The following is a 21,900-nucleotide window of genomic DNA, read 5'->3' as shown; positions in this document are numbered from 1 at the left end:
TAACGTGCCCGGCGCTAGAAGCCCATGCCCTTGATCTTCGCCGCGAGCGCCGAAACGGAAAACGGCTTGCCGAGGAAGTTCACCCCAGCATCGATGACGCCGTGGTGAACGATGGCGTTCGCCGTGTATCCCGTCATGTAGAGAACCTTGAGCTCGGGCCGACGTGCGACCGCGAGCCCTGCGAGCTGACGCCCGTTCATGCCGCCCGGCAGACCGACATCGGTGAACAGGAGGACGATATCGAGCTGCTTCTCCAGGATGCGGAGCGCCTGCTCTCCGTCGCCGGCCTCATGCACCGTGCAGCCGCATTCGCGGCAGGCGGCCACGGCGAACTCGCGCACGACCGGATCGTCCTCGACGACCAGCACGACCGGCCCGGCCCCGGCCGCGGCGCTGACCGCGGGCGCGAGGTCGGCCGCGGTGCCCACTTCGATCTGGGTCCGCGGCAGATAGACCTTCACGGTCGAGCCATGTCCGACTTCGCTGTAGATCTTCAGATGGCCGCCGATCTGCTTGATGTAGCCATAGGTCATACTGAGGCCGAGCCCCGTTCCTTGGCCGCGCTCCTTGGTGGTGAAGAACGGCTCGAACGCGCGGGCGATCGTCTGCTGGTCCATGCCCGTGCCGGTGTCGGAGACCGCGATCATGACGAACTGGCCCGGCGTGACCTCGGCATTGGCGGCAGCATAGGCATCGTCAAGATGGGCGTTGGCCGTCTCGATCGTCAGCGTGCCGCCGCCGGGCATGGCATCGCGGGCATTGATCGCGAGGTTGAGGATCGCGGCTTCGAGCTGCGCCGGATCGGCGCTCGCGCGCCACAGGCCGCCGCTCAGCACAGTCTCGATCTGCACGGTCTCGCCGAGCGTCCGCCGCAACAGTTCGGACATGCCGGTGACCAGCCGGTTGGCATCGACCGCCTCGATCTGCAGAGGCTGCTGGCGCGCGAAAGCCAGCATACGCTGGGTGAGCGTGGCGGCCCGCGACACGCCGGTTCGCGCGAGGTCGAGGAAGCGCACGACCTCGGGCGTCGGCTGCGGCACGCGCCGCCCCACCATCTCGATGGCGCCCCCGATGCCGGTGAGCAGGTTGTTGAAATCGTGGGCGATGCCGGCGGTGAGCTGTCCCACCGCGGTCATCTTCTGCGACTGGCGCAGGCTCTCCTCTGCCGTCGCGCGCCGGACCTGCTCCTCACGGAGCTGCTCCAGCGTATCGGCCTGGGCCGCGGCGCGCCGCGAGGCGAGCAGCGCCAGGGCGAACAGGGCCAACGTCGCCGGCAGCCCGAACAGGAGATGTGCCGACATGCGATGCATCCAGGCCTCGCGGACGGCATCGCTGGCGACGCCCACCGCCACGTAGACCGGCAGGTCGGGGAGCTTGCGATAAACCACTGTGCGCGCGATGCCGTCGATGGTGGCCTGAGGCGTGGTGTAGGTACCCGACTCCGGGTTTGCCGCGATCGCCTGCATGAACGCCGAGCCGCGTTCGAATCTGGTTGGTCCCGTCGACGCCGGATATCGCGCCAGCAGTTCCCCGTCGGCGCGCACGAGGGAAATCGAATAATTGTCCACCCCGGACGCCTGCTCGAAGAGCTTTCCGAAGTAGGACGGAGGGATGGCCACGAGGATGACACCATCGAAGCCACCATCCGGCCTCAGGCGCCGCTCGCTGTACTGGAAGATGTCCAGGTTCTTGATGCGGCTGCGGTACGTCTCGCTGACGTAGCGCTGCTGCCGGTCATCACGGTGAGCCATGAAATAGGGCCGGTCCGCCGCCGTGACGTTTTCCGGCATCGGGTGCACGTCGGCGGCGACCAACGGCCGCCCTTCCCTGTCGAGGATGAAGACGTCCTCGACCTGCGGCAGTCTTTGAATGAGATGCTTCAGCTGCTGGTGCAGCTTGGCCTCGTTGTGCCGGATATCATCGTCGTTCAGATCGTCGACGAGGCTGATCACGTTGCTCACGATCAGCTGCTGCGTCTCGAAGGTGGCCCGGGACCCGACATAGAGAAGATCGAGAGTCCGGTTCAGCCGCTCCTCGAATTGCCGCTGGGTCTCGCCGTAGGCGAGCCAGCTTGCCCCCGCGAAAAGCACGGCTGGGACGACGAGCGTGGCGGCGAGGAGAACGAAGGAAGCGTCGGCCGCCGTCTTGCCACGCAGCGTCCAGGTCTCGAGTTTGAGGAGCCGCCGCACGTGCGCCTAGGCAGACTTACGGATGAGTGAGGCCACGAAGTTGGAGAGTTCCGACGCGCTATAAGGCTTGGGAAAGGAATGCATGCTGATTCCGGCCGGCAGCGTGCTGGGGGCGGATGCTCCCGAGCAGCGGATGATGGGAAGGCCGGGCCTGTGCAGGGCCGCCGCCTCGATCACCTTTTCGCCCGACATGTCGGGAAGACCGATGTCGACGATCACGACACCGAGCGGCGTGTCGCTTTGCAGGACGTCGAGAGCCTCGCGCCCGGTCGCTGCTTCGATGCACTCGACGCCGACGTCGCTCAGCGCGTCGACGAGGACGGCGCGGATCAGGAACTCGTCTTCTGCCAGCAACACACTCGACATGCGGGAGCCCTATTCGGCCGCCTTGGCCACAGTGCCTTTCGGCTTGAACGGAAGAATGCTTGTGGCGCGCGCCGCGGGCAACGGCAAGGGCGGGGTTTCCACACCCAGCGCCCGCGCCGCGTTCCATGCCCAACGCGGATCGATCAGGAACGGGCGAGCATGCGCCGTGCAGTCGGCCTCGCCCGCTGCGACGATCTTCTCTGCCTGCTCCGGCTCGGTAATCAGTCCGACGGCCCAGGTCTTAATGCCGGCTTCCTTGCGGATGCGGGCAGAGAACGGCACCTGGTAACCGGGCCCAACGGAGAGCTTCTGGCCCGGCGCGTTACCGCCCGAACTGACATCGACGAAGTCGCAGCCGAGCGCCTTGAACTGCCGGGCCGTCTCGATCGAGTCTTCGAGGGTGATGCCGCCCTCGACCCATTCAATGGCCGATAGCCGCACGCCCAGCGCCTTCTCGGCCGGCCAGATCCTGCGTACGGCTTCGAACACTTCGAGCGGGAAACGGCGGCGCTTTTCGGCGGTGCCGCCATACTCGTCGGTGCGATGATTGCTGAGCGGCGACAGGAACTGGTTGAGCAGGTAGCCATGGGCGCCGTGCAGCTCGACGACATCGAAGCCCAGTCGCAGGCTGCGCTCGGCGGCGGAGACGAAGGCCTCCTTCACGCGCTTGAGCCCAACCGCGTCGAGCGCTACCGGCGTGTGCCACTTCTTCTCCGGATCGTAGGCCAGCGCCGACGGGCCGAAAGTCGTCCAGGGAAGGTCGGGCGCATCGGCCTGCGTCAGCGGCCCGCCACCTTTCCACGGACGCTGCGCCGACGCCTTGCGGCCTGCATGTGCCAGCTGCACGCCGAGCTTTACGCCCGGCATCCAGCCACGGACCCAGTCGATGACCGGCTTCAGCGCCGCCTCGTTCTCGTCACTGTAGAGGCCGAGGCAGCCCTGCGTGATGCGCCCTTCTCGCTCGACATGGGTGGCCTCGAGACAGAGTAGCCCCGCGCCCGACATGGCGAGCATGCCGTAATGCACCTGATGCCAGGGCTGGGCGCTGCCATCGACTGCCGAGTACTGGCACATCGGCGAGACGACAATGCGATTGGGCAACGTAACGCCGCCGAGCTCGACGGGGGTGAAGAGTTGGGCGGTCATGGGATTCCTCGAAAAGGTCAGCCGTTGATCGAAGGTCCGGCCTCGTGGCCCAGCCACTCCTCGATCAGGCGGCGGGCGATCGAATCTCGGCGCGGCATGAAGAAGGAACCGTCCTTCGGGAGATTCTCGGTGCGCAGTTCCTCGCGGCTCATCCAGCGTGCGCTTTCGAGCTCCGATTCGTTGACGCTGAAGTCCATCGACTCGGCCTCGGCATGGAAGCCGATCATCACCGACGCGGGGAACGGCCAGGGCTGGGACGAGCGATAAATGACGTCGTTCACCTTGACCTTTACTTCCTCGTAGACCTCGCGGGCGACCGCATCCTCGAAGCTCTCGCCGGGCTCGACGAAGCCCGCCAGGGTCGAATGCATGCCGCGCGGGAAATGCTTGCCGCGACCCAGCAGGCACTTGTCGCCGTGGTGGACCAGCATGATCACCGCCGGATCGGTGCGCGGGAAGGTCTCGGTCTTGCAGTTCTCGTTGGTGCACATGCGCACATGGCCGCCGCGCGTCACCTTGGTGGTGGCGCCGCAAACGCCGCAATAGCGGTGGCGGCGGTGCCAGTAGGTCATGCCACGCGCATAGGCGAGGATCGAGCCCTCGCGCGCGAACAGCAGCGGGCCAACCTGGCGCAGGTCGACGAACTCGCCCAGGTCCTTCAGCGGCACGTCCTTGCCGGTGACGTCGACGGCGAAATAGGGCGTGCCCTCGACATAGCCGAGGAAGATCTGGACGTCGCTCGAATTGGCGACGGCGCGGCCCATCATGCCCTGCAGGAAGACGGCTTCGGGATTGCCGCCGGCCTTCACAAGGTTCTTCTCGGTGTCGATCGGCACGAAGCGGGCGGCCCCCGAGGAGGCCAGTTCGATCATGCGTTCGTCGTTCTCGCGCTCGTGGCTGGCACGGTCGATTTCGGCGCTGGAATAGGGATTTCTTGGATTTCTCATAGGCCGCGGACCGTGCCACAGGGCCGCCCGCGCCGCAATTGTCTCACACGAGCGCACGCTCCAGGACCTGCGCCACGTGTATCGCCTGACGGTCGGCCCCGTCGGCGATCTGGTGCCGGCAGGAGGTGCCGTCGGCCACGACCAGGGTTCCCGCATCGGCCTTGCGCACCGCCGGCAGCAGCGACAGTTCGGCCATGGCGATCGAGGTCTCGTAGTGCTCGGCCTCGTAGCCGAAGCTGCCGGCCATGCCGCAGCAGCTCGACTCGATGGGCGTCACAGCGAGGTCGGGGACCAGCGCGAGCGCTTCCTGCACCGCGCTCATCGCACCAAAGGCCTTCTGGTGGCAGTGGCCATGGAGCAGCGCCTTCTTCTCGGGCAGCGGCTGGAGCGACAGATCGAGCCGTCCCGCCTTCTTCTCGCGGGCGAGGAACTCCTCGAACAGCATCGCGTGGGCAGCGACCTGTTCGGCATCCTCACCGAGGCCCAGCGCCAGGAATTCGTCGCGCAGGGTGAACAGGCAGGACGGTTCGAGACCGATGATCGGCACGCCCTTCTGCGCGAATGGCTTGAGCGCGTTGAGCGTGCGAAGTGCTTCGCCCCTCGCCCGCTCCACCTGGCCGGTCGCCAGATAGGTGCGGCCGCAGCACAGCGCCGGTGCGCCCAGCGTCGGCCAGGCGACGGCCACGCGATGGCCGGCGGCGGTCAGCACCCGCCGGGCGGCATGCAGGATCTCGGACTCGAAATTGTTCGAGAAGGTGTCGGCGAAGATCACGACCGTGGCGTCGTTGTCGTCGACCTCGGTGGTCGAGAGGAAGGTGTCGCCGCGCCACTGCGGCAGGCGACGCTGCTTGGCGAAGCCGAGATAGGATTGCACGAACCAGGCCGCGTTGAACAGCCAGGGCAGGCGGCGGGCATACGGCGCCATCGACGGCGTGGCGCCGATCAGCCGGTCGCGCCAGCTCAAGCCCTTGGCCATCCGACGCGCCGACTTCACTTCGATCTTCATGCGCGCCATGTCGACGCCGGTCGGGCAGTCGCGCTTGCAGCCCTTGCAGCTCACGCAAAGATCCATCGCCGCCGCCACCGCGTCGGAGCGTAGCCCTTCGGATCCGAGCTGACCGGACAGCGCGAGACGCAACGTGTTGGCGCGGCCGCGCGTCAGATGCTTCTCGTCGCGCGTCACGCGGAAAGACGGACACATGGTGCCGGCATCGAACTTCCGGCAATGGCCGTTGTTGTTGCACATCTCCGCGGCCTTCGCGAAGCCACCGGCCAGATCGCCGCCGGTGCCGGGCGCGGTCGATATCTCGGTGACCGGATCGGTCTGGACGTTCCAGGCCGACCAGTCGAGAACCGGCTCGTACTTGAGCGATTCGTAACCCGGCTTGAAGCGGAACAGCGAACGGTCGTCCATGCGCGAGGGCCGCACGATCTTGCCCGGGTTCAGGATGTTCTCCGGATCGAACAGATCCTTGACCGTCTCGAACGCCTTGGTGAGGCGCGGTCCGAACTGCCAGGCCACCCATTCCGAGCGCACCAGCCCGTCGCCATGTTCGCCCGAGAAGGCGCCCTTGTATTCGCGCACCAACGCCGAAGCCTCCTCGGCGATCGCGCGCATCTTCTCGGCGCCGTCGCGGCGCATGTCGAGGATCGGCCGCACGTGCAGGGTGCCGACGGAGGCGTGGGCATACCAGGTGCCCCTCGTTCCGTGCTTGCCGAACACGTCGGTCAGGCGCTGCGTGTATTCGGCGAGGTGTTCGAGCGGAACGGCGCAATCCTCGATGAAGGAGACGGGCTTACCGTCGCCCTTCATCGACATCATGATGTTGAGGCCGGCCTTGCGAACCTCCCACAGTTCCGATTGCGGCTTGGGCTCGGGCATCTCCACGACGCTGCCCGGCAGGCCGAGATCGGCCATCAGCTCGACGAGGCGCGCCAGGTCGCGAAGCTGGTCCTCGCGCTCCTCGCCCGCGAACTCGACGAGCAGGATCGCCTCAGGCTGGCCGATCAGCGCCCGCTCGATCACCGGCCGGAAGGCGGGATTGGCGCGCGCCAGCTCGATCATCGTGCGGTCGACCAGCTCCACGGCGGCCGGCTTCAGCTTCACGATGTGCTGGGCGCTGTCCATCGCCTTGTAGAAGCTCGGGAAGTTCACGACGCCCAGCGTCTTGTGCTTCGGCAGCGGCGCCAGGTTGAGCGTGATGCGCTCCGTCACGGCGAGCGTGCCCTCGCTGCCCACCAGAAGGTGCGCTAGATTCACCGAATTGTCGGTCGTGTAGGGGCGCTCCGACTGCGGGAAGAAGATGTCGAGATTGTAGCCGCCGACCCGTCGCAGCACGTGCGGATACATGCGCTCGATCTCGGCGCGCTCGGCGAAGGCCAGCTCCGCCACCTTGTCGGCGATGGCGCGCACGCCTGAGGGCATGTCCTCCGGCCGCGTCGAGCCGAACCGCGCACGCTGCCCGTTGGCCAGCAGCGCGTCGATCGAGGCGACGTTGTGCACCATGTTGCCGTAGCGGATCGAGCGCGAGCCGCAGGAGTTGTTGCCGGCCATCCCGCCCAGGGTGCATTGCGCCGACGTCGAGACGTCGACCGGATACCAGAGCCCATGCGGCTTCAGCCAGGCGTTGAGATGGTCGAGCACGATGCCGGGCTGGACCGTCACCTGCCGCTTGGCCTTGTCGAAGCCCACGACCTCGCGCAGGTACTTCGAACAGTCGATGACCAGCGCCTCGCCCACCGTCTGGCCGCACTGCGACGTGCCGGCGCCACGGGGCAGGATCGCCGCCTTGGCATCGCGCGCCACGTCGACGGCGAGCGCCAGATCTGCCTCGTCGCGCGGGATCACCACCCCCACCGGCTCGACCTGGTAGATCGACGCGTCGGTCGAGTAACGCCCGCGCGACGCCCTATCGAACAGGACCTCCCCCTTGAGGCTGCGGCGCAGATTTTGTTCGAGACTGGCCATAGCTACCGACGCCTTGAATTGTCCTCTCCGCCCGCGTCACACGCGGGCGGAGAGGACATAAAGAGGAGCGTTGAAACCATGAGGGTGGGTTTCTCCAACCTCAGTCGAGCTTTACGCCGGCCGCGTTCACGACCTTCTGCCACTTCTCGATCTCGGTGCGGATGCGCTTGGCGAACTCGGCCGGCGACTCGCCGCCGGCCTGCGCAAGCTGGTCCTTCCAGATGGCCTGGACCTTCGGCGCCTTGAGGGCCTTCACGACCTCGTTGTACATGCGCTCGACGATCGGTTGCGGCGTGCCCTTGATGGCCCACAGCCCGTACCATGTGGAGACGATCCAGGCAGGCACGCCGATCTCGGCCGCCGTCGGCATGTCGGGGAACTCCGGCACGCGCTGGGTGGTCGCCACCGCGAGTCCGCGCAGCTTGCCCGCCTTGATCTGCTGCGCCGAGGTGCCCATGCCGTCGAACATCATGTCGGCATTGCCGGCCAGCAGATCCTGCATCGCCGGGCCCGCGCCACGATAGGGCACGTGAACGATCTCGGTCTTGGTCTCGAGCTTGAAAAGCTCGCCCGCGAGATGGTGGGCGGTGCCGGCGCCGGCCGACGCATAGTTCACCTTGTTGGGATTGGCCTTCACGTAGGCGATGAATTCCTGCGCCGTCTTGGCGGGAATCTTGTTCGGGTTGATCGAGATGACCTGCGGCACCAGCGCGACCATGGTGATCGGCTCGAAGTTCTTCTCGAGGTCGTAGTCGAGGTTCTTGTAGACCGACGGCGCGATGGTGTGATGGATGGCCCCGACGAAGAAGACCGAGCCGTCGGGCTTCATCTTGGCGGCCTGCGAGGCGCCCACGGTGCCGCCCGCGCCGCCCTTGTTGTCGATGATGATCTGGCAGCCGAGCTGCTCGCCGACCTGGGCGGCGAGCGGGCGGGCGAACACGTCGGTGCCGCCGCCGGCCGGGAACGGATTGACCCAGGTGATCGTCTGCGGCGGCCAGCCCTGCTGCGCGCGGGCCACGGCCGGAGCGGCCAGGGTTGCGGCAAGGCCGAGCTTGAGGGCCCGGCGCCGTGAAGTCGTAAACGTCGTCGTCATGGTTTTTTTCCTCCCTGAAGGTTCTTGTCGTCCTTGTTGTCCATGGAAGCGAGCACGGCCTGCTGCTTGGCGCGCAGGTGCCCCACGAGCAGGTCACGTAGCGCAGCGCCGTCCCGCGCGGCAAGCGCCTCGATCATCGCGCGATGTTCCGCGACCGCCTGGTCCCATTTGGCCGGGTTGAGGTTGGACCGGAACCTGAGGGCATGCAGCCTTGCGTTGAGCGTCCGGTAGGTCTGTTCCAGCACCGCGTTGCCGGCAATCGTGTTCAGCCGGTCGTGGATCAGGCGATTGATCCGGTAATAGGTCGGCAGATCACCCCCGGTATGGGCGACCTCCATCTCCTCCTGCAGAGTCCGCAGTTTGGCGATGTCGGCCTCGGTGACCCGGGCCACTGCGAGTTCTCCCGCCAGCCCCTCCAGCGCCCCCATTACCTCGAAGGCGCCGCGCACGTCGGCCGCCGACAGGGCCACCACCTGGGCGCCCCGGTTGGGCAGCTGCACCAGCAGGCCGTCGGACGCGAGCATGCGGAAGGCCTCGCGCAGCGGCGTCCGCGAGACTCCAAGCCGCTCACTGAGCTCGCGCTCGTTCAGCTTGGCGCCGGGCGCCAGTTCGCCCTCGATGATAAGGGCGCGCAGCCGTTCGGCCGCCGCTTCGGGCAGCGTCGAACGCGCAATCGGAAAGGCCGAACCATCCATCTCTGGACTCACTCTGGCATATTGTATACAAAATGCAACAGCCAAGCCGAGAGGAACCCCAGATGCGCCTGAACTCCCATCCCGCCGGACGTCATTTCCTGCAAATTCCCGGTCCGACCAATGTGCCCGACCGCATTCTTCGCGCGATGGATTATCCGACGATCGATCACCGGGGTCCTGAGTTCAACGCGCTGGCCAAGAAAGTCCTCCGCTCTGTCCGGCAGGTTTTCCAGACAAAACAACCGGTTATCGTCTTTCCCGCATCCGGGACCGGAGCCTGGGAAGCGGCCCTCGTGAACACCCTGTCGCCCGGCGACCTGGTGCTGATGTGGGAGACCGGCCACTTCGCCTCTCTTTGGAAGAAGATGGCCGACAAGCTTGGAATCAAATCGGAATTCATGGGCGGAGACTGGCGCAAGCCGGCTGACCCTGCAGCCATCGAGAAGCGTCTGAAGGAAGACACCGGCCACGCCATCAAGGCGGTCTGTATCGTCCACAACGAGACCTCGACGGGGGTGGTGAGCGACATCTGCGCCGTCCGGCAGGCCATCGATGCCGCCAAGCACCCTGCCCTGTTGCTGGTCGACACGATCTCGTCGCTCGGCTCGATCGACTACCGCCACGATGCCTGGGGCGTCGACGTGACGGTGGCGGGCTCTCAGAAGGGCCTGATGTTGCCACCCGGCCTCTCCTTCAACGCGGTGAGTGAGAAGGCAATCGAGGCGTCGAAGACCTCCAAGATGGTCAAGGCGTTCTGGAACTGGGACGAGATGCTGGCGGCCAATGCCAACGGCTGGTTCCCCTACACGCCCGCCACCAACCTGCTCTACGGCCTCAACGAGGCCTGCGACATGCTGCTGGAGGAAGGGCTCGACGCCGTGTTCGCCCGCCATGCCCGCCATGCCGAGGCGACGCGCACCGCCGTCACCGCCTGGGGGCTGGAGATCCTGTGCAGCGACCCCACGGCCTATTCGGGTTCGCTGACGGCGATCGTCATGCCCGAGGGCCACGATGCCGACGCCTTCCGCAAGGTGGCGCTCGAGAACTTCAACATGTCGCTGGGCCAGGGACTCTCCAAGGTCGCGGGCAAGGTCTTCCGTATCGGCCATCTCGGCGACTTCAACGACCTGATGCTGATGGGCACCCTCGCCGGCGTCGAGATGGCGCTGGGCCTCGCCAAGGTGCCGCACAAGGCGGGCGGCGCGCAGGCCGCTATGACGTATCTGCGCGACACGGCGCCGAGCGCCCGCAATGCCTGATGCGGGGCCTGACAGGATGCGCCTCTACGTCACGCCGGCCTCGCCCTGGGTTCGGCGTGTCCGGATCTGCATCGAGGAGCTCGGGATCTCCGACCGCTTCGACTACGTCCAGACGAAGTGGCCGCACGCCTGGGGTACGCGGACGGTGGAGATGCCGGCCGACTTCGTGGCCGCAACGCCGGCCGTGCGCATCCCGGCGCTCGTCGCTGGCGACGTGACGCTGACCGACTCCCATTCGATCGTCGACTATCTCGACGGCACGTTCGGCACGCATCGCCTCCTCGCCACCGACGGGCCCGAGCGGTGGCAGGCGCTGGAGATCAACGCGCTGGCCTGCGCCATCCTCGAAGCACAGATCATGCGCCGGGCCGAACTGCTGCGCACAGGCGCCGACCGCTCAGACGATTTCGTCGCCAAGATGCGGGATCGCGGCCTTCGCTGCTTCGCGGCGCTGGACGAGAAGATGGCGTCGTTCGGCCAGGCCGTCGACCTCGCCCGGATCACAACCGCCGTCTCCTGCGGCTACGACGAATGGCGCTACGGGCCGGGCTGGCGCGAGGCAGCCCCGACGCTCGCCGCCTGGTACGACACCGTCGCTCAACGCCCCTCGATGAAGTCGACCGAACCGGCCGAAACGCCGCAACGGTAAAGCGGCCCCAGAGCCCGCAGCGATCAATAGGGCTCGATCGTTCGCTTGCGCTCGCTGCGCGGCGGTGGCGGCGGCAATGTCGCCAGCGTGTTCAGCAGGATAGGACGCGTATCGGCCGGATCGATGACGTCGTCGTAGCCGAAGCGGCCCGCCACCTCGAGAGCGGTGTTGTAGCGCTTGAGATCGTCGGTCCGCTTGCGATGCCGTACTGCGCGGCTTTCGGCATCCTCCATGCCTTCCAATTCTCGGCGATAGATGATGCTGGCCGCTCCCTCCAGGCCCATGCCGCCGAACTCGGCGGTCGGCCAGGCCAACAGGATCGCGGGGTCGAGCGGGCGCGAGCCCATGATGTAATAGCCCAGCCCGTAGGCCTTGCGGAGCACCACCGTCATGATCGGCATGGTCGAGTTGGCCAACGCCGCGAGCAGCCGGGCGCTGCGCCGGACGAGGCCCGTCCTCTCGATGTCCGGCCCCACCATCAGGCCAGGCGTATCGCACAGCACCAGCAGCGGCAGGTCGAAGGCGTCGCAAAGCTGAACGAAACGCGCGGCCTTCTCGCATGCCGGCCCGTCCATCGCGCCGGCGAGAAACATCGGCTGGTTGGCGATCACCCCGACCGGCCTCCCGCCCAGCCGCGCCAGGGCCGTCACCATCGCGCGGCCGTAGCCTCCGCGCAGCTCCATCACGCTGTCGATATCGGCGATGCCGCGGATGACCTTGCGCACGTCGTAGGCGCGGCGCGGGTTGTCCGACACGACGGTGCGCAAGGCCGCCGGATCGGGCGCCTCGCCCGGCGGCAGCGGCGGCCCGAAATACGAGAGGTATCGTTTGGCCGCCTCGACCGCCTCCGCCTCGCCGTCGACCAGTAGGTCGACGGCGCCCGCGGCGTAGTGAACCTCCGGCGGGCCGATCTCTTCAGGCTTCAGCTTGATGCCGAGCGCCGCCTCGACGAGCGGCGGTCCTGCCATGCCCATGGCGCTGTCGCGGGTCGCGATCAGCAGGTCGGACATGCCGGCCAGGTTCGCGTGCCCCGCGAAGGCACGGCCCGGCACGATGGCGATCGTCGGCACGAGACCCGACAGGCGCGCGAACAGCACGAAGGTATGAGATGCCCCGCGGCCCTCGACCTTCATGTCGTGCGGTCTGGCTCCGCCGCCGTCGAGCCAGCAGATCACCGGCAGCCGGTTCTGCAGGGCATGGCCGAACATCCGGCTGATCTTGGCGTGGTTGTTGGCGCTCTGCGTACCGGCATAGACGCTGTAGTCGTAGAATACGATGTCGACCGCGCGCCCCCCGACCCGCGCCGTCCCCATCACCAGACCGTCGGCGGCGCCCTGCATGTCGGCGAGCGCCGGCCGCACCAGGCCGCCATATTCGACGAACGAGCCGGCATCGGTGAGTGCCGCGATGCCCTCGCGCGCGGTCCATCTGCCGCGGGCCTTCTGCCGGGCGACGGCGTCCGGCCGCGCGGCGTCCTCGAGGGCCGCCCGCGCCTCCCGCACCTGCTCGACGGTGACGCGCGGCATGTCCCGTCTCTCCTCACCGGCCATCACTCGGCCTTGATGTTCGCGGCGCGGATCACCTCGCGATAGCCGCGCCGGTTATCTTCCATCGTCTTCTTCAGCGCCGCCGAATCGGCAAAGGCCGGCACCATGCCGTTTTCGAGCAGCTTCTGGCTGACCGTCGGATCGTCGACGGCGGCCTTGATCGCCTTCTCCCAGCGCTTGACGGCCGCGTCCGGCATGCCGGTAGGGCCGCACAGGCCGAACCACGCGTAGGTCTCGAAGCCGGGCGCCACCTCGGCGATCATCGGTGCATCGGGGAAGAAGCGCTTGCCGAGTGGATCGCCGAGCGCCAACAGGCGCAGCTGTCCGGAGCGAATGTGGCTGATCACATCGCCGAGGTTGGTGATCGAGAAGCTCGTCCGTCCGGCGATCAGATCCTGCAGCGCCGCCTGCGACCCCCTGTACGGCACATGCACCATCTGGGCTGCCAGTTTCTGGCCGAGAAGTTCGGTCGACAGGTGCTGGACCGACCCCACGCCGGGCGTGGCGTAGCTCAACTTGCCCGGATGGGCGCGGGCATCGGCCACGAGATCCTGGATCGAACGGTATGGACTGTCCTTGCCGACGACGAGCCCGAAAGTAGACCGCAGGAGCTGACCGATGCCGATCAGGTCGGTGGCGGGATTGATCGGAAGCTGCGCGCCGGGCAGCTCGGTCACGATCGTCATGTTGCCCGTGGTGCAGAAGAGCACGTTGCTGCCATCGGTCGGGCCGCGTGCCGCCGCCTCCGCAGCGATCATGCCGTTGGCGCCGGTACGGTTCTCGACCACGACGCGCTGTCCCAGCTCCCTCGACGCCACGTCGGCCAGCAACCGCGCCGCCAGATCGCCGGAGCCGCCGGCGGCAAAGCCATAGAGCATCCGGACCGGCTGCTGCGCCGTGGCCGTCTGGAGCGTGAGGGCGACGAGCGCCAACCCCAAAGTTGGCAGGGCAAAGACGAGCATTCTTCTACGCATGGGTTTCCTCCGTTGTTGTTTTTTGGGGTACTGCACGAGGCAGGTCGTCTGTCGTCAGATCGGCGCGATTGACCGGAACTTGGGCGGATGGTCGGCAGGTCGGCGTGGCTGTGCGGAATCGAGGATCTCGGCGAGGCGGCGGCGCGTGTCGCGCGGATCGATGATGTCGTCGATGCCGAATCCCTCGGCGGCGCGCAGCGCGCCGATGCGCGTTCGTGTCTGTTCGATCATCTCGGCCCGCCGCGCGGCCGGATCGGTCGCCGCCTCGTAGTCCCTGCGGAAGGCCACGTCGATCGCACCTTCGATCGACATGGCGCAGATCTCCGCAGAGGGCCAGGCCAGGGCAGCATCCGCGGAGAAGCTGCGGCCGCCGCACATCGCGAAGTATCCCAGGCCATAGCCCTTGCGCAGGACGATGGAGACTCGCGGCACCGTGGCGTGCCCCCACTCGAACACCAGCTTGGCGCTGCGCCGGCCGAGGCTGGTCCGCTCGGCAGTCGAGCCGATCGAGAAGCCCGGTACGTCGATGAAGGAAACGATCGGCAGGCCGTATGCATCGCAGAGGGCGATGAAGTGGGCTGCCTTGTCGCAGGCGTCGCTGTTGATCATGCCACCCAGCCGCAGCGGCTGGTTCGCGAGGAAGCCGACGGGTCGGCCGCCCAGCCTGGCGAAGCCCGTCACCATGTTGCCCGCGAATGTCGGCTTCAGCTCGAACAGCGTGCCGGGATCGGCGATCTCGCGCAGAACCTTGCGGACGTCATAGGCCTTGCGTGTCGAGACCGGCACGAGGTCCAGGATCGAATCGGGCAACCGGTCGAGCGGGCGCGGCGCGGAGACGATCTGCTGCGAAGCGCGCGCATTGCCCGGCAGGAACGAGAGGAAACGCTTTGCCGCCGCAATGGCTTCGTCTTCGCTGTCCACGCCGAGATCGGCAATGCCCTGACGATCGACTTGCACGTCGGCGCCGCCCAGGTCCATGGCGTCGATGTCCTCGCCCGTCGCCGCCTTGACCAGCGCCGGCCCCGCGATGCCCATCGTCGAGAGGCCGCGCACCATGACCACGCAATCGGCCATGCCCGCATAGTTGGTGGGCCCGGCGAAGCCCGCTCCGAGCATCAGTGCCACCATGGGCACCCAGCCCGAGGCACGCGCGAAATTGTGGAAGGTCCCGTTGGCGTTGGCGAAGTGGCGGGCATCCTGCCCGTCCTGGATACGGTGGCCGCCGCCATCGAGGATCATCACCAGCGGCAGCCCGCGCGTGATGGCGACCTGCAAGGCCCGCTGGACCTTGGCGCTGCCCAGCTTGCCGATGCTGCCGCCATGCACGGAGAAATCCTGCGAAAAGACCACGACTGGCCGGCCGTCGACCTGCGCCGTGCCGGCCACCACGCCGTCGGCTGGCGACGCCGTGCGTACGGGAAACCTGTCCGCACCGATCCCGTCCTCCTCGGCGGCGACCAACCCGCCCATCTCGCTGAAGGATCCGGAATCGACCAGTCGCGCGATGCGCTCGCGCGCGCTCGACCGCCCGCGCCGGGCCAGCTTCTCCATCGCGGGCTGGCGGGCGCTGTCGTCCAGGGAGGTGCGCACCGCCTCCACCCGCTCGATCAGGTCTCGCATCGTCGGATCGCCGGACATGGTCGCTCCTATGAAGATGTCTTGGTGAGGCGCTCGCGACGCACACGGATGCCGGCGGCCTCGCGGTCCCAGGTCTCGGGCGTCACGCCTTCGGCGCGCAGCAGGTTCTTCTGCACCTTCTGCGTCGGCGTCTTGGGAAGCTCCGGCAACACGCGCACGTAGCGCGGCACCATGAAGTGCGCCATCCGCGGCAGGAGAAACGCCAGGATCTCGGCAGGATCGATCGCCTGACCGGCGACCGGCGCCAGCACGGCGAGAACCTCGTCCTCCCCAAGCTCCGACGGCACGGCGACGGCCGCGGCCTCGCGTACCGCGGGATGGGCCATCAGTTCGGCCTCGACCTCGAAGGAGGAGATGTTCTCGCCCCTGCGGCGGATTGCGTCCTTCAGACGGTCGACGAAGAAGAAATTGCCGTCCGCGTCGCGCTTGAAGACGTCACCGGTGTGGAACCAGCCGTTGCGCCAGGCGCGGGCCGTGGCTTCGGGGTTGTTGTGATAGCCATGATTCATGGTCCATGGCGTGTCGCTGCGCAGGATCAGTTGGCCGATCACGCCCGGCGCCACCTCGCAGTCATGCTCGTCGACGATGCGCGCCTCGATGCCGGGGCGCGGACGCCCGCAGGTCCCGCGGACCGAGGGGTTGCGCTCCGACACCAGCGGCCAGGACGTCTCCGTCATGTTGAAGGTCGTATAGACATCGACGCCGAAACGCTCGGCGAAGACCTCCGATGCGTCGCTGAGAGGCACAAGCACGACCTTCTTGAGCGTATGGTCGCGATCGCCCGGCCCTGGCGGCAGCTTCAGCAGGAACGGCACCATGGCGCCGAGCAGCGTCAGGCAGGTCGTGCCGGTCACCCGCACCGTGTCCCAGAAGCTGTTCGTGTCGAACGCCTCGACGAGCGCGATCGAACCGCCTTTCACCAGCATCCGGTAGATCGCCCCCGTCCCTCCGGCATGGAACAGGGGCAGGTTCACCATGTTGCGATCGTCTTCGGTTGCCGCATAGAAGGCGTTGGCGGCGGATGCCGCGTGCAGGTACGAGCACAACACCCCTTTCGAGGGACCGGTCGTTCCGGACGTGTAGATCACCGACTGCGTATCCCACGGCATGATCGGCCGTGCGGGCGGCTCCGGCACACCACCCGGTTGCCGCAACGACCGCGCGCTGTCGATCGCAACACGATGCTGGAGGGCGGCGGCGTCGATCGCATCCAGGCGCGGCAGCAGGCCGGGATGACCGACGATCAGGCGCGCTCCCGAGCTGCGCACCGCATGTTCCAGGATCTGGCCGCGATAGGCGAGGTTCAGCGGGATGTAGATCGCGCCGAGATAGTTGAGGGCAAACCAGACGCGCAATGCCTCGGGCCCGTTGGGCAACCATGTCAGGACCGGTTCTTCCTGCCGCACACCCAGCGCCTGCAGCGCCGCCGCGGTCTCAAGAACCTGATCGCGCAGCTCGCGATAGGTCCAGGTGGCGCCGCTGTCGGCGAACTGCACGAATACCTTGTCCGGCGTCTCGCGGGCGCGGCGGTCGAGCAGCGGCCGCAGCACGCACTCCTCGGGCGTCGGGATGCGTTCGTCGCGCCAGGCGGTCATTGCAGGCGCTCCAGATGGGCCAGCAGGATCTTCTTGGCGCGCGCGAAGTCGGCATCTGAGCGGTCGAGCAGGTACTGGATCACGAGGCCACGCATGGCGGCGAGCAGGAAGCGCGCTTCGCCGTCACAGTCGACCCTTCTGCCGATCTCGCCGGCGCGACGGGCTTCGCGGAGGTTGCCCGCAAGCCCTTCGCACCAGCGGCCGGTGACGACCGCGACATGCGGCTGCAACTCGCTCATGGCGAACAGGGATTCCGTGTAGATGGAATAAAGTGCCGCCGTGGACGTGGCATCGCGCTCGACGCTGGCAAGATGGGCCTCCATGCGCAGCACCACCGCCTTCATTCCCGTGGCGCCATCGAGGAGCCGCGCCGTGTGCACCTGAAACCACGCGTCCATCGCGTCGAGCAGCGCCGTAATCAGCCCCAGCTTGTTGCCGAAACGCTCTACCGGCAGGCCGCGGCTGTAACCGGCCGCCACCCCGACATCGGCCAGGCTCGTGCCGGACACGCCGCGTTCGGCGAAAAGCCGGGCGGCGGCGCGCAACATGCGACGGTCGGATTCCTGACGGCGCGTCGCTTGTGTGCGGCGCGGTCTCGTGACCGAGGTTTCTTCTATCGACGAGATCATACCATTCGCTCTTAACTTGCTTGTCGATTAGCAAGTATCATACGATGCGAGGACAAGAACCAGTAGAAAGAACATGATGGTCCACGGGAGGATCAGGCGCCGCAGCTTCATCGCGGCCAGCGCGGCGGCAGGTGCGCTGGCGCCCATGAGCACCTTCGGCCAGGCTCAAGACTGGCCGGGCAAGCCGGTCCGGTTCGTCTGCGGCTATGCGGCGGGCGGACTGACGGATCTGTTCGCGCGCCTCGCCGCCGAGCATTTCACGGCCAAGTACGGCAAACCTTTCATCGTCGAGAACCGCACGGGTGCCGGCTCCATCATCGCCGGCGACATCGTCGCCAAGTCAGCCCCCGACGGCTACACGCTGCTGTTCACGAACTCGACGGCGATGTTCCAGAACCAGGTGGTCTTCAAGAGCGTCCCCTACGACGCGGCAAGGGATTTCACCCCGGTCTCCATGCTCTCGGCTGGCAAGGTGCCGCTCTGCATCCACGCCTCCGTTCCCGGCAACAACGACCTCGCCGCGCTCGTCACCTACGCCAGGAAGAACAAGACGAGCTTCGGCACCACGGGCATCGGCTCGCTCGCCCACATCTTCTGCATGAAGCTCAACGACACTTTCGGCATCGAGATGGAGCCGGTGCACTATCGCGGTGAAGCGCCGATGTGGGCCGATCTTTCGGCCGGCGTCACGCAGGCCGCCTGCTCGACATTGCAGGGCGCCTGGGCGGCGATCCAGGCCGGCAACGCCCGGCCTGTCGCGGTGCCGACCAGGACGCGCTCGCGCCGGCTACCCGACGTTGCGACCTATTACGAGCAGGGCGCCACGCATCCCTATCTGCTGCTCGAAAGCATGGTGTGCTGCGTCGCGCCGACCGGCACGCCGGCACCGGTCATCGAGGCGCTGTCGACCGGGATGGTCGAAATGAAGGCGCGGCCGCGCATGCGGGAATTCGTCGACAAGTTCGGCCTCGACGACGGCGCCCAGGACCGCGCCAGCTTCGCGACCTTCATCCGGGAAATGGGGCCGCTGCTCACGCAGGCGGTCCGCGAACTCAACATCGAGCCGCAGTGAGGCGTACATGAAAGCCGTTCCGCTCAAATCGGAGATCTCGGGAACCGTCTGGAAGATCGAGGGGACCATTGGCGTCGAGGTCGAGACCGACGACGTCCTGCTCATCCTCGAATCGATGAAGATGGAGATCCCGGTGCTCGCCCCGAAAAAGGGCCGGATCGCCGAGCTTCGGGTGAGCGAGGGCGATTCGGTCGCCGAGGGTCAGATCGTGCTGCTGTTCGAGCCGTCCTGACGCGTCCTGCTCCTACGGAGCAGTGAGCGGTCCCGGATCCCCGCCCACCGGCCGGCGCAGGCAGGCAACATGATGGCCGGGGGCGACCTCCAGCAATGGCGGGTCGGTCACCCGGCATTCGGCGGTCGCGTAGAGACAGCGCGTATGGAAGTGGCAGCCGGGCGGCGGCTTGGCCGGGCTGGGCACGTCGCCCTGGACGATCTTCTTCCGCAATCCGCGGCGCTTGGGATCGGGCGCGGTCGCGGCCGACAACAGGGCCTCGGTGTAGGGATGCAGCGGCCTCGTGAAGAGCGTGCGCTTATCGGTCAGCTCGACGATGCGGCCGAGATACATCACCGCGATGCGGTGGCTGATGTGGCGCATGACCGCAAGGTCGTGACTGATGAAGAGGTAGGCGAGCCCGTATTCCTCCTGCAGGTCGATCAGCAGGTTCAGCACCTGGGCCTGCACCGACACGTCGAGCGCCGAGACCGGCTCGTCGGCCACGATCACGTCGGGATTGACCGATAGCGCCTTGGCAATGCCCAGGCGCTGGCGCTGGCCGCCGGAGAATTCGTGGGCGTACTTGCGCATCGCCTCGGGCCTCAGGCCGACGCGGCGGAACAGCTGTGCCACCTGGTCGTCGCGCGCCGTGCCTTTGGCGATCCCGAAATTCTCCAACGGCTCGCCCACGATCGTGCCCGAGGGCAGGCGCGGGTTCATCGAGGAGTACGGGTCCTGGAAGATCGTCTGGATTCGCCGGCGGTGGGTCCACATGGCGCCGGGCTTGAGGGCGGTCACGTCCTCCCCCGCCAGCACGATCTTGCCGGCTGTGGGCTCGATCAGCTTCAGCACGACCTTGCCGATCGTCGACTTGCCGCAGCCCGATTCGCCCACCAGCCCGAGCGTCTCGCCGCGGCGAATCGAAAAAGTGACGCCATCGACGGCCTTCACGGCGCCGACCTGACGCTGCAGCAGGCCGCCATGGATCGGGAAGTGCTTTACCAGGCCTTCGACCTGCAGGACGGGGGCGTCGCTCATGCCGCTCTCCTCACGCGGTCGATCTCCCAGCAGGCCACCAGATGGCCCGCCCCGGCATCGACCAGCGGCGGCCTCTCGCTGCGACAGCGGTCGGTCGCGAAGCCGCAGCGCGGCGCGAAGGCGCAGCCGACGATCGGCTGGGTCAGGATCGGTACGAGGCCGGGAATCTCCTGCAGGCGCGGGCGCGTGCCGGCGGCATCGGCCTCGACATCGAGCCGCGGGATCGCCCGCATCAGGCCGCGCGTATAGGGATGCAGCGGCTCATCGAACAGCTGCTCGACGGTGGCCTGCTCGACCTTGCGGCCGGCATACATGACCACGACCCGCTCGGTCGTCTCCGCCACGACACCGAGATCGTGCGTGATGAGCACGATGGCGGTGCCGGTCTTCTCCTTGAGCTCGATCATGAGATCGAGGATCTGCGCCTGGATGGTGACGTCGAGGGCCGTCGTCGGCTCGTCGGCGATCAGAACCTGCGGATCGCAGGACAGCGCCATGGCGATCATGACCCTCTGGCGCATGCCGCCCGAGAGCTGGTGGGGATATTCGTCGAGCCGGCGGCGCGCGTCGGCGATGCGCACCAGATCGAGCATCTCGAATGCCCGTTCACGGCCCTGCTTCCACGAGACGCCGAGATGGCGCACCACGTTCTCGGCGATCTGCGTGCCGACGGTGAGGACCGGGTTGAGGCTGGTCATCGGCTCCTGGAAGATCATCGAGATGCGATGACCGCGCAGCCGCTTCATCTCCTCCTCGGGGAGCGTCGTCAGCTCCTCGCCCTCGAACTTGATCGAGCCCGATGCGATGCGGCCGGTCTCGCGCGGGATCAGCCGCAGGATCGACATGGCCGTCACCGACTTGCCACAGCCCGATTCGCCCACGATGCCCAGGGTCTCGCCGCGGGCGACGTCGAACGACACGCCATCGACCGCGCGCACGACACCGTCGAGCGTGCTGAACTGCGTGTGCAGGTCTCGGACCTCGAGAATGGGAGCCGGATTGCCGTTCACAGGCGCCTCGCCAGTCGCGGGTCGAGCCGGTCGCGCAGTCCGTCGCCCAGGAGGTTCACCGCCAGCACGGTGACGGCGAGGAAGCCGCCGGGAATCAGGACGATCCACGGTGCGATCTGAAAGAAGTTGCGGCCCTGGGCGATGATGTTGCCCCAGCTCGGCACTTCCGGCGGTACGCCCGCCCCGAGAAAGCTCAGGCTGGCCTCGATCAGCATCGCCGAGGCGCAGACATAGGTCGACTGGACGATAAGCGGCGCCAGCGTGTTGGGCAGGATGTGGCGCGTCAGCAGCTTCCAGTTCTTCGTACCGCCCGCGATGGCGCTTTCGACGTAGGGCTGGGAGCGGATTGACAGCACCACCGCACGCACCACCCGAACGATGCGCGGCACTTCGGGAATCACGATGGCCACGATCACGATGCCGAGACCCGGCCGCGACAGCGTGATCAGCGCAATGGCGAGCAGGATCGACGGGATGGCCATCAGCCCGTCCATCACACGCATCACCACGCCGTCGATGCGGCGGAAGTAGCCGCAGGCCAGCCCCAGTGCGAGTCCGAGCACACTCGAAACGACCGCGACCGAGAGCCCGACGATCAGCGAGATGCGCGCGCCATATATCGTGCGGGAGAAGACGTCGCGGCCGAACTGGTCGGTACCGAACCACCAGCGCTCGGAAGGCGGCCGCAGCCGGTTGACCGGCGCGATCTTGAGCGGATCGCTGGTCGCGATCCACGGGGCGAAGAGTGCGATCACAAGCAGGATCGCAAGCAGCACGGCGCCGATCGCGATGGTGGGATTGCGCCGCACCGCCGTCCACAGGGAGAAGCGGCGGATGTCGGGGGCGAAGTCGTCGGCGGTCACGGCCATGG

General features: G+C 67.1%; 19 protein-coding genes. 4 read left to right on the top strand and 15 right to left on the bottom strand.

Features of this window, described 5'->3' with window-relative positions:
- Positions 1–14: 14 nt before the first annotated feature.
- From ACT6UX_RS18560 to ACT6UX_RS18530, 7 genes are all read right to left on the bottom strand, one after another.
- The gene (locus ACT6UX_RS18560; RefSeq protein WP_444776629.1) at positions 15–2,189 is read right to left on the bottom strand and encodes an ATP-binding protein; all 2,175 of its coding nucleotides are present in this window, start codon (positions 2,187–2,189) and stop codon (positions 15–17) included.
- Between the two features lie 6 nt (positions 2,190–2,195).
- Positions 2,196–2,555, bottom strand: a complete 360-nt coding sequence (locus ACT6UX_RS18555) for a response regulator (protein ID WP_444776628.1) — start codon at positions 2,553–2,555, stop codon at positions 2,196–2,198.
- Between the two features lie 9 nt (positions 2,556–2,564).
- On the bottom strand, positions 2,565–3,701 hold the full coding sequence (locus ACT6UX_RS18550) for an NADH:flavin oxidoreductase/NADH oxidase (RefSeq protein WP_444776627.1): 1,137 nt from the start codon (positions 3,699–3,701) through the stop codon (positions 2,565–2,567).
- A 17-nt stretch (positions 3,702–3,718) separates the two neighbouring features.
- The gene (gene nudC, locus ACT6UX_RS18545; protein WP_444776626.1) at positions 3,719–4,648 is read right to left on the bottom strand and encodes an NAD(+) diphosphatase; all 930 of its coding nucleotides are present in this window, start codon (positions 4,646–4,648) and stop codon (positions 3,719–3,721) included.
- Between the two features lie 43 nt (positions 4,649–4,691).
- On the bottom strand, positions 4,692–7,616 hold the full coding sequence (locus ACT6UX_RS18540; protein WP_444776625.1) for an FAD-binding and (Fe-S)-binding domain-containing protein: 2,925 nt from the start codon (positions 7,614–7,616) through the stop codon (positions 4,692–4,694).
- A 100-nt stretch (positions 7,617–7,716) separates the two neighbouring features.
- Positions 7,717–8,709, bottom strand: a complete 993-nt coding sequence (locus ACT6UX_RS18535; RefSeq protein ID WP_444776624.1) for a Bug family tripartite tricarboxylate transporter substrate binding protein — start codon at positions 8,707–8,709, stop codon at positions 7,717–7,719.
- A complete protein-coding gene (locus ACT6UX_RS18530; RefSeq protein WP_444776623.1) occupies positions 8,706–9,404 on the bottom strand; it encodes a GntR family transcriptional regulator in 699 nt (232 codons plus the stop codon). Before ACT6UX_RS18530 ends, ACT6UX_RS18535 begins: the two co-directional genes overlap by 4 nt.
- A gap of 62 nt (positions 9,405–9,466) precedes the next feature.
- Here ACT6UX_RS18530 and ACT6UX_RS18525 point away from each other — a divergent pair, with 62 nt between their 5' ends.
- Together ACT6UX_RS18525 and ACT6UX_RS18520 are read left to right on the top strand one after the other, a co-directional pair.
- A complete protein-coding gene (locus tag ACT6UX_RS18525; protein ID WP_444776622.1) occupies positions 9,467–10,663 on the top strand; it encodes a pyridoxal-phosphate-dependent aminotransferase family protein in 1,197 nt (398 codons plus the stop codon).
- Between the two features lie 16 nt (positions 10,664–10,679).
- Entirely contained in the window at positions 10,680–11,312 is a 633-nt protein-coding gene (locus ACT6UX_RS18520; RefSeq protein ID WP_444776621.1) for a glutathione S-transferase family protein, read from the top strand.
- A gap of 23 nt (positions 11,313–11,335) precedes the next feature.
- Here ACT6UX_RS18520 and ACT6UX_RS18515 read toward each other — a convergent pair whose 3' ends face one another.
- Genes ACT6UX_RS18515 through ACT6UX_RS18495 form a run of 5 tightly spaced genes read right to left on the bottom strand, consistent with a single transcriptional unit; the run spans position 11,336 to position 17,614 of the window.
- Positions 11,336–12,838: an acyl-CoA carboxylase subunit beta gene (locus tag ACT6UX_RS18515; RefSeq protein WP_444776620.1), complete on the bottom strand. Its 1,503-nt coding sequence runs from the start codon at positions 12,836–12,838 to the stop codon at positions 11,336–11,338.
- A 23-nt stretch (positions 12,839–12,861) separates the two neighbouring features.
- Complete coding sequence (locus ACT6UX_RS18510; RefSeq protein ID WP_444776619.1) at positions 12,862–13,833, bottom strand: Bug family tripartite tricarboxylate transporter substrate binding protein; 972 nt, start codon at positions 13,831–13,833, stop codon at positions 12,862–12,864.
- Between the two features lie 54 nt (positions 13,834–13,887).
- Complete coding sequence (locus ACT6UX_RS18505) at positions 13,888–15,471, bottom strand: acyl-CoA carboxylase subunit beta (RefSeq protein WP_444776618.1); 1,584 nt, start codon at positions 15,469–15,471, stop codon at positions 13,888–13,890.
- An 8-nt stretch (positions 15,472–15,479) separates the two neighbouring features.
- Positions 15,480–17,066, bottom strand: a complete 1,587-nt coding sequence (locus ACT6UX_RS18500) for an AMP-binding protein (RefSeq protein WP_444776617.1) — start codon at positions 17,064–17,066, stop codon at positions 15,480–15,482.
- The gene (locus ACT6UX_RS18495; protein WP_444776616.1) at positions 17,063–17,614 is read right to left on the bottom strand and encodes a TetR/AcrR family transcriptional regulator; all 552 of its coding nucleotides are present in this window, start codon (positions 17,612–17,614) and stop codon (positions 17,063–17,065) included. The genes ACT6UX_RS18500 and ACT6UX_RS18495 overlap by 4 nt, the downstream gene beginning before the upstream one ends.
- A gap of 154 nt (positions 17,615–17,768) precedes the next feature.
- On the opposite strand from ACT6UX_RS18495, the gene ACT6UX_RS18490 reads away from it, so the two are divergent.
- A complete protein-coding gene (locus tag ACT6UX_RS18490) occupies positions 17,769–18,767 on the top strand; it encodes a Bug family tripartite tricarboxylate transporter substrate binding protein (protein ID WP_444776615.1) in 999 nt (332 codons plus the stop codon).
- Between the two features lie 7 nt (positions 18,768–18,774).
- Positions 18,775–18,999 (top strand): acetyl-CoA carboxylase biotin carboxyl carrier protein subunit, encoded by a 225-nt coding sequence (locus ACT6UX_RS18485; RefSeq protein ID WP_444776614.1) that lies wholly within the window; start codon positions 18,775–18,777, stop codon positions 18,997–18,999.
- A gap of 12 nt (positions 19,000–19,011) precedes the next feature.
- On the opposite strand, the gene ACT6UX_RS18480 is transcribed toward ACT6UX_RS18485, so the two are convergent.
- The 3 genes from ACT6UX_RS18480 to ACT6UX_RS18470 are packed head-to-tail and all read right to left on the bottom strand — an operon-like array spanning position 19,012 to position 21,898.
- Positions 19,012–20,019 (bottom strand): ABC transporter ATP-binding protein, encoded by a 1,008-nt coding sequence (locus ACT6UX_RS18480; RefSeq protein WP_444776613.1) that lies wholly within the window; start codon positions 20,017–20,019, stop codon positions 19,012–19,014.
- Entirely contained in the window at positions 20,016–21,029 is a 1,014-nt protein-coding gene (locus tag ACT6UX_RS18475) for an ABC transporter ATP-binding protein (RefSeq protein WP_444776612.1), read from the bottom strand. The genes ACT6UX_RS18480 and ACT6UX_RS18475 overlap by 4 nt, the downstream gene beginning before the upstream one ends.
- A complete protein-coding gene (locus tag ACT6UX_RS18470) occupies positions 21,026–21,898 on the bottom strand; it encodes an ABC transporter permease (protein WP_444776611.1) in 873 nt (290 codons plus the stop codon). The genes ACT6UX_RS18475 and ACT6UX_RS18470 overlap by 4 nt, the downstream gene beginning before the upstream one ends.
- Positions 21,899–21,900: the final 2 nt, after the last annotated feature.

The sequence above is a fragment of the Reyranella sp. genome (assembly GCF_052439685.1).
GTDB lineage: Bacteria > Pseudomonadota > Alphaproteobacteria > Reyranellales > Reyranellaceae > Reyranella.
This window is presented reverse-complemented; position numbering and strand designations above follow the sequence as displayed.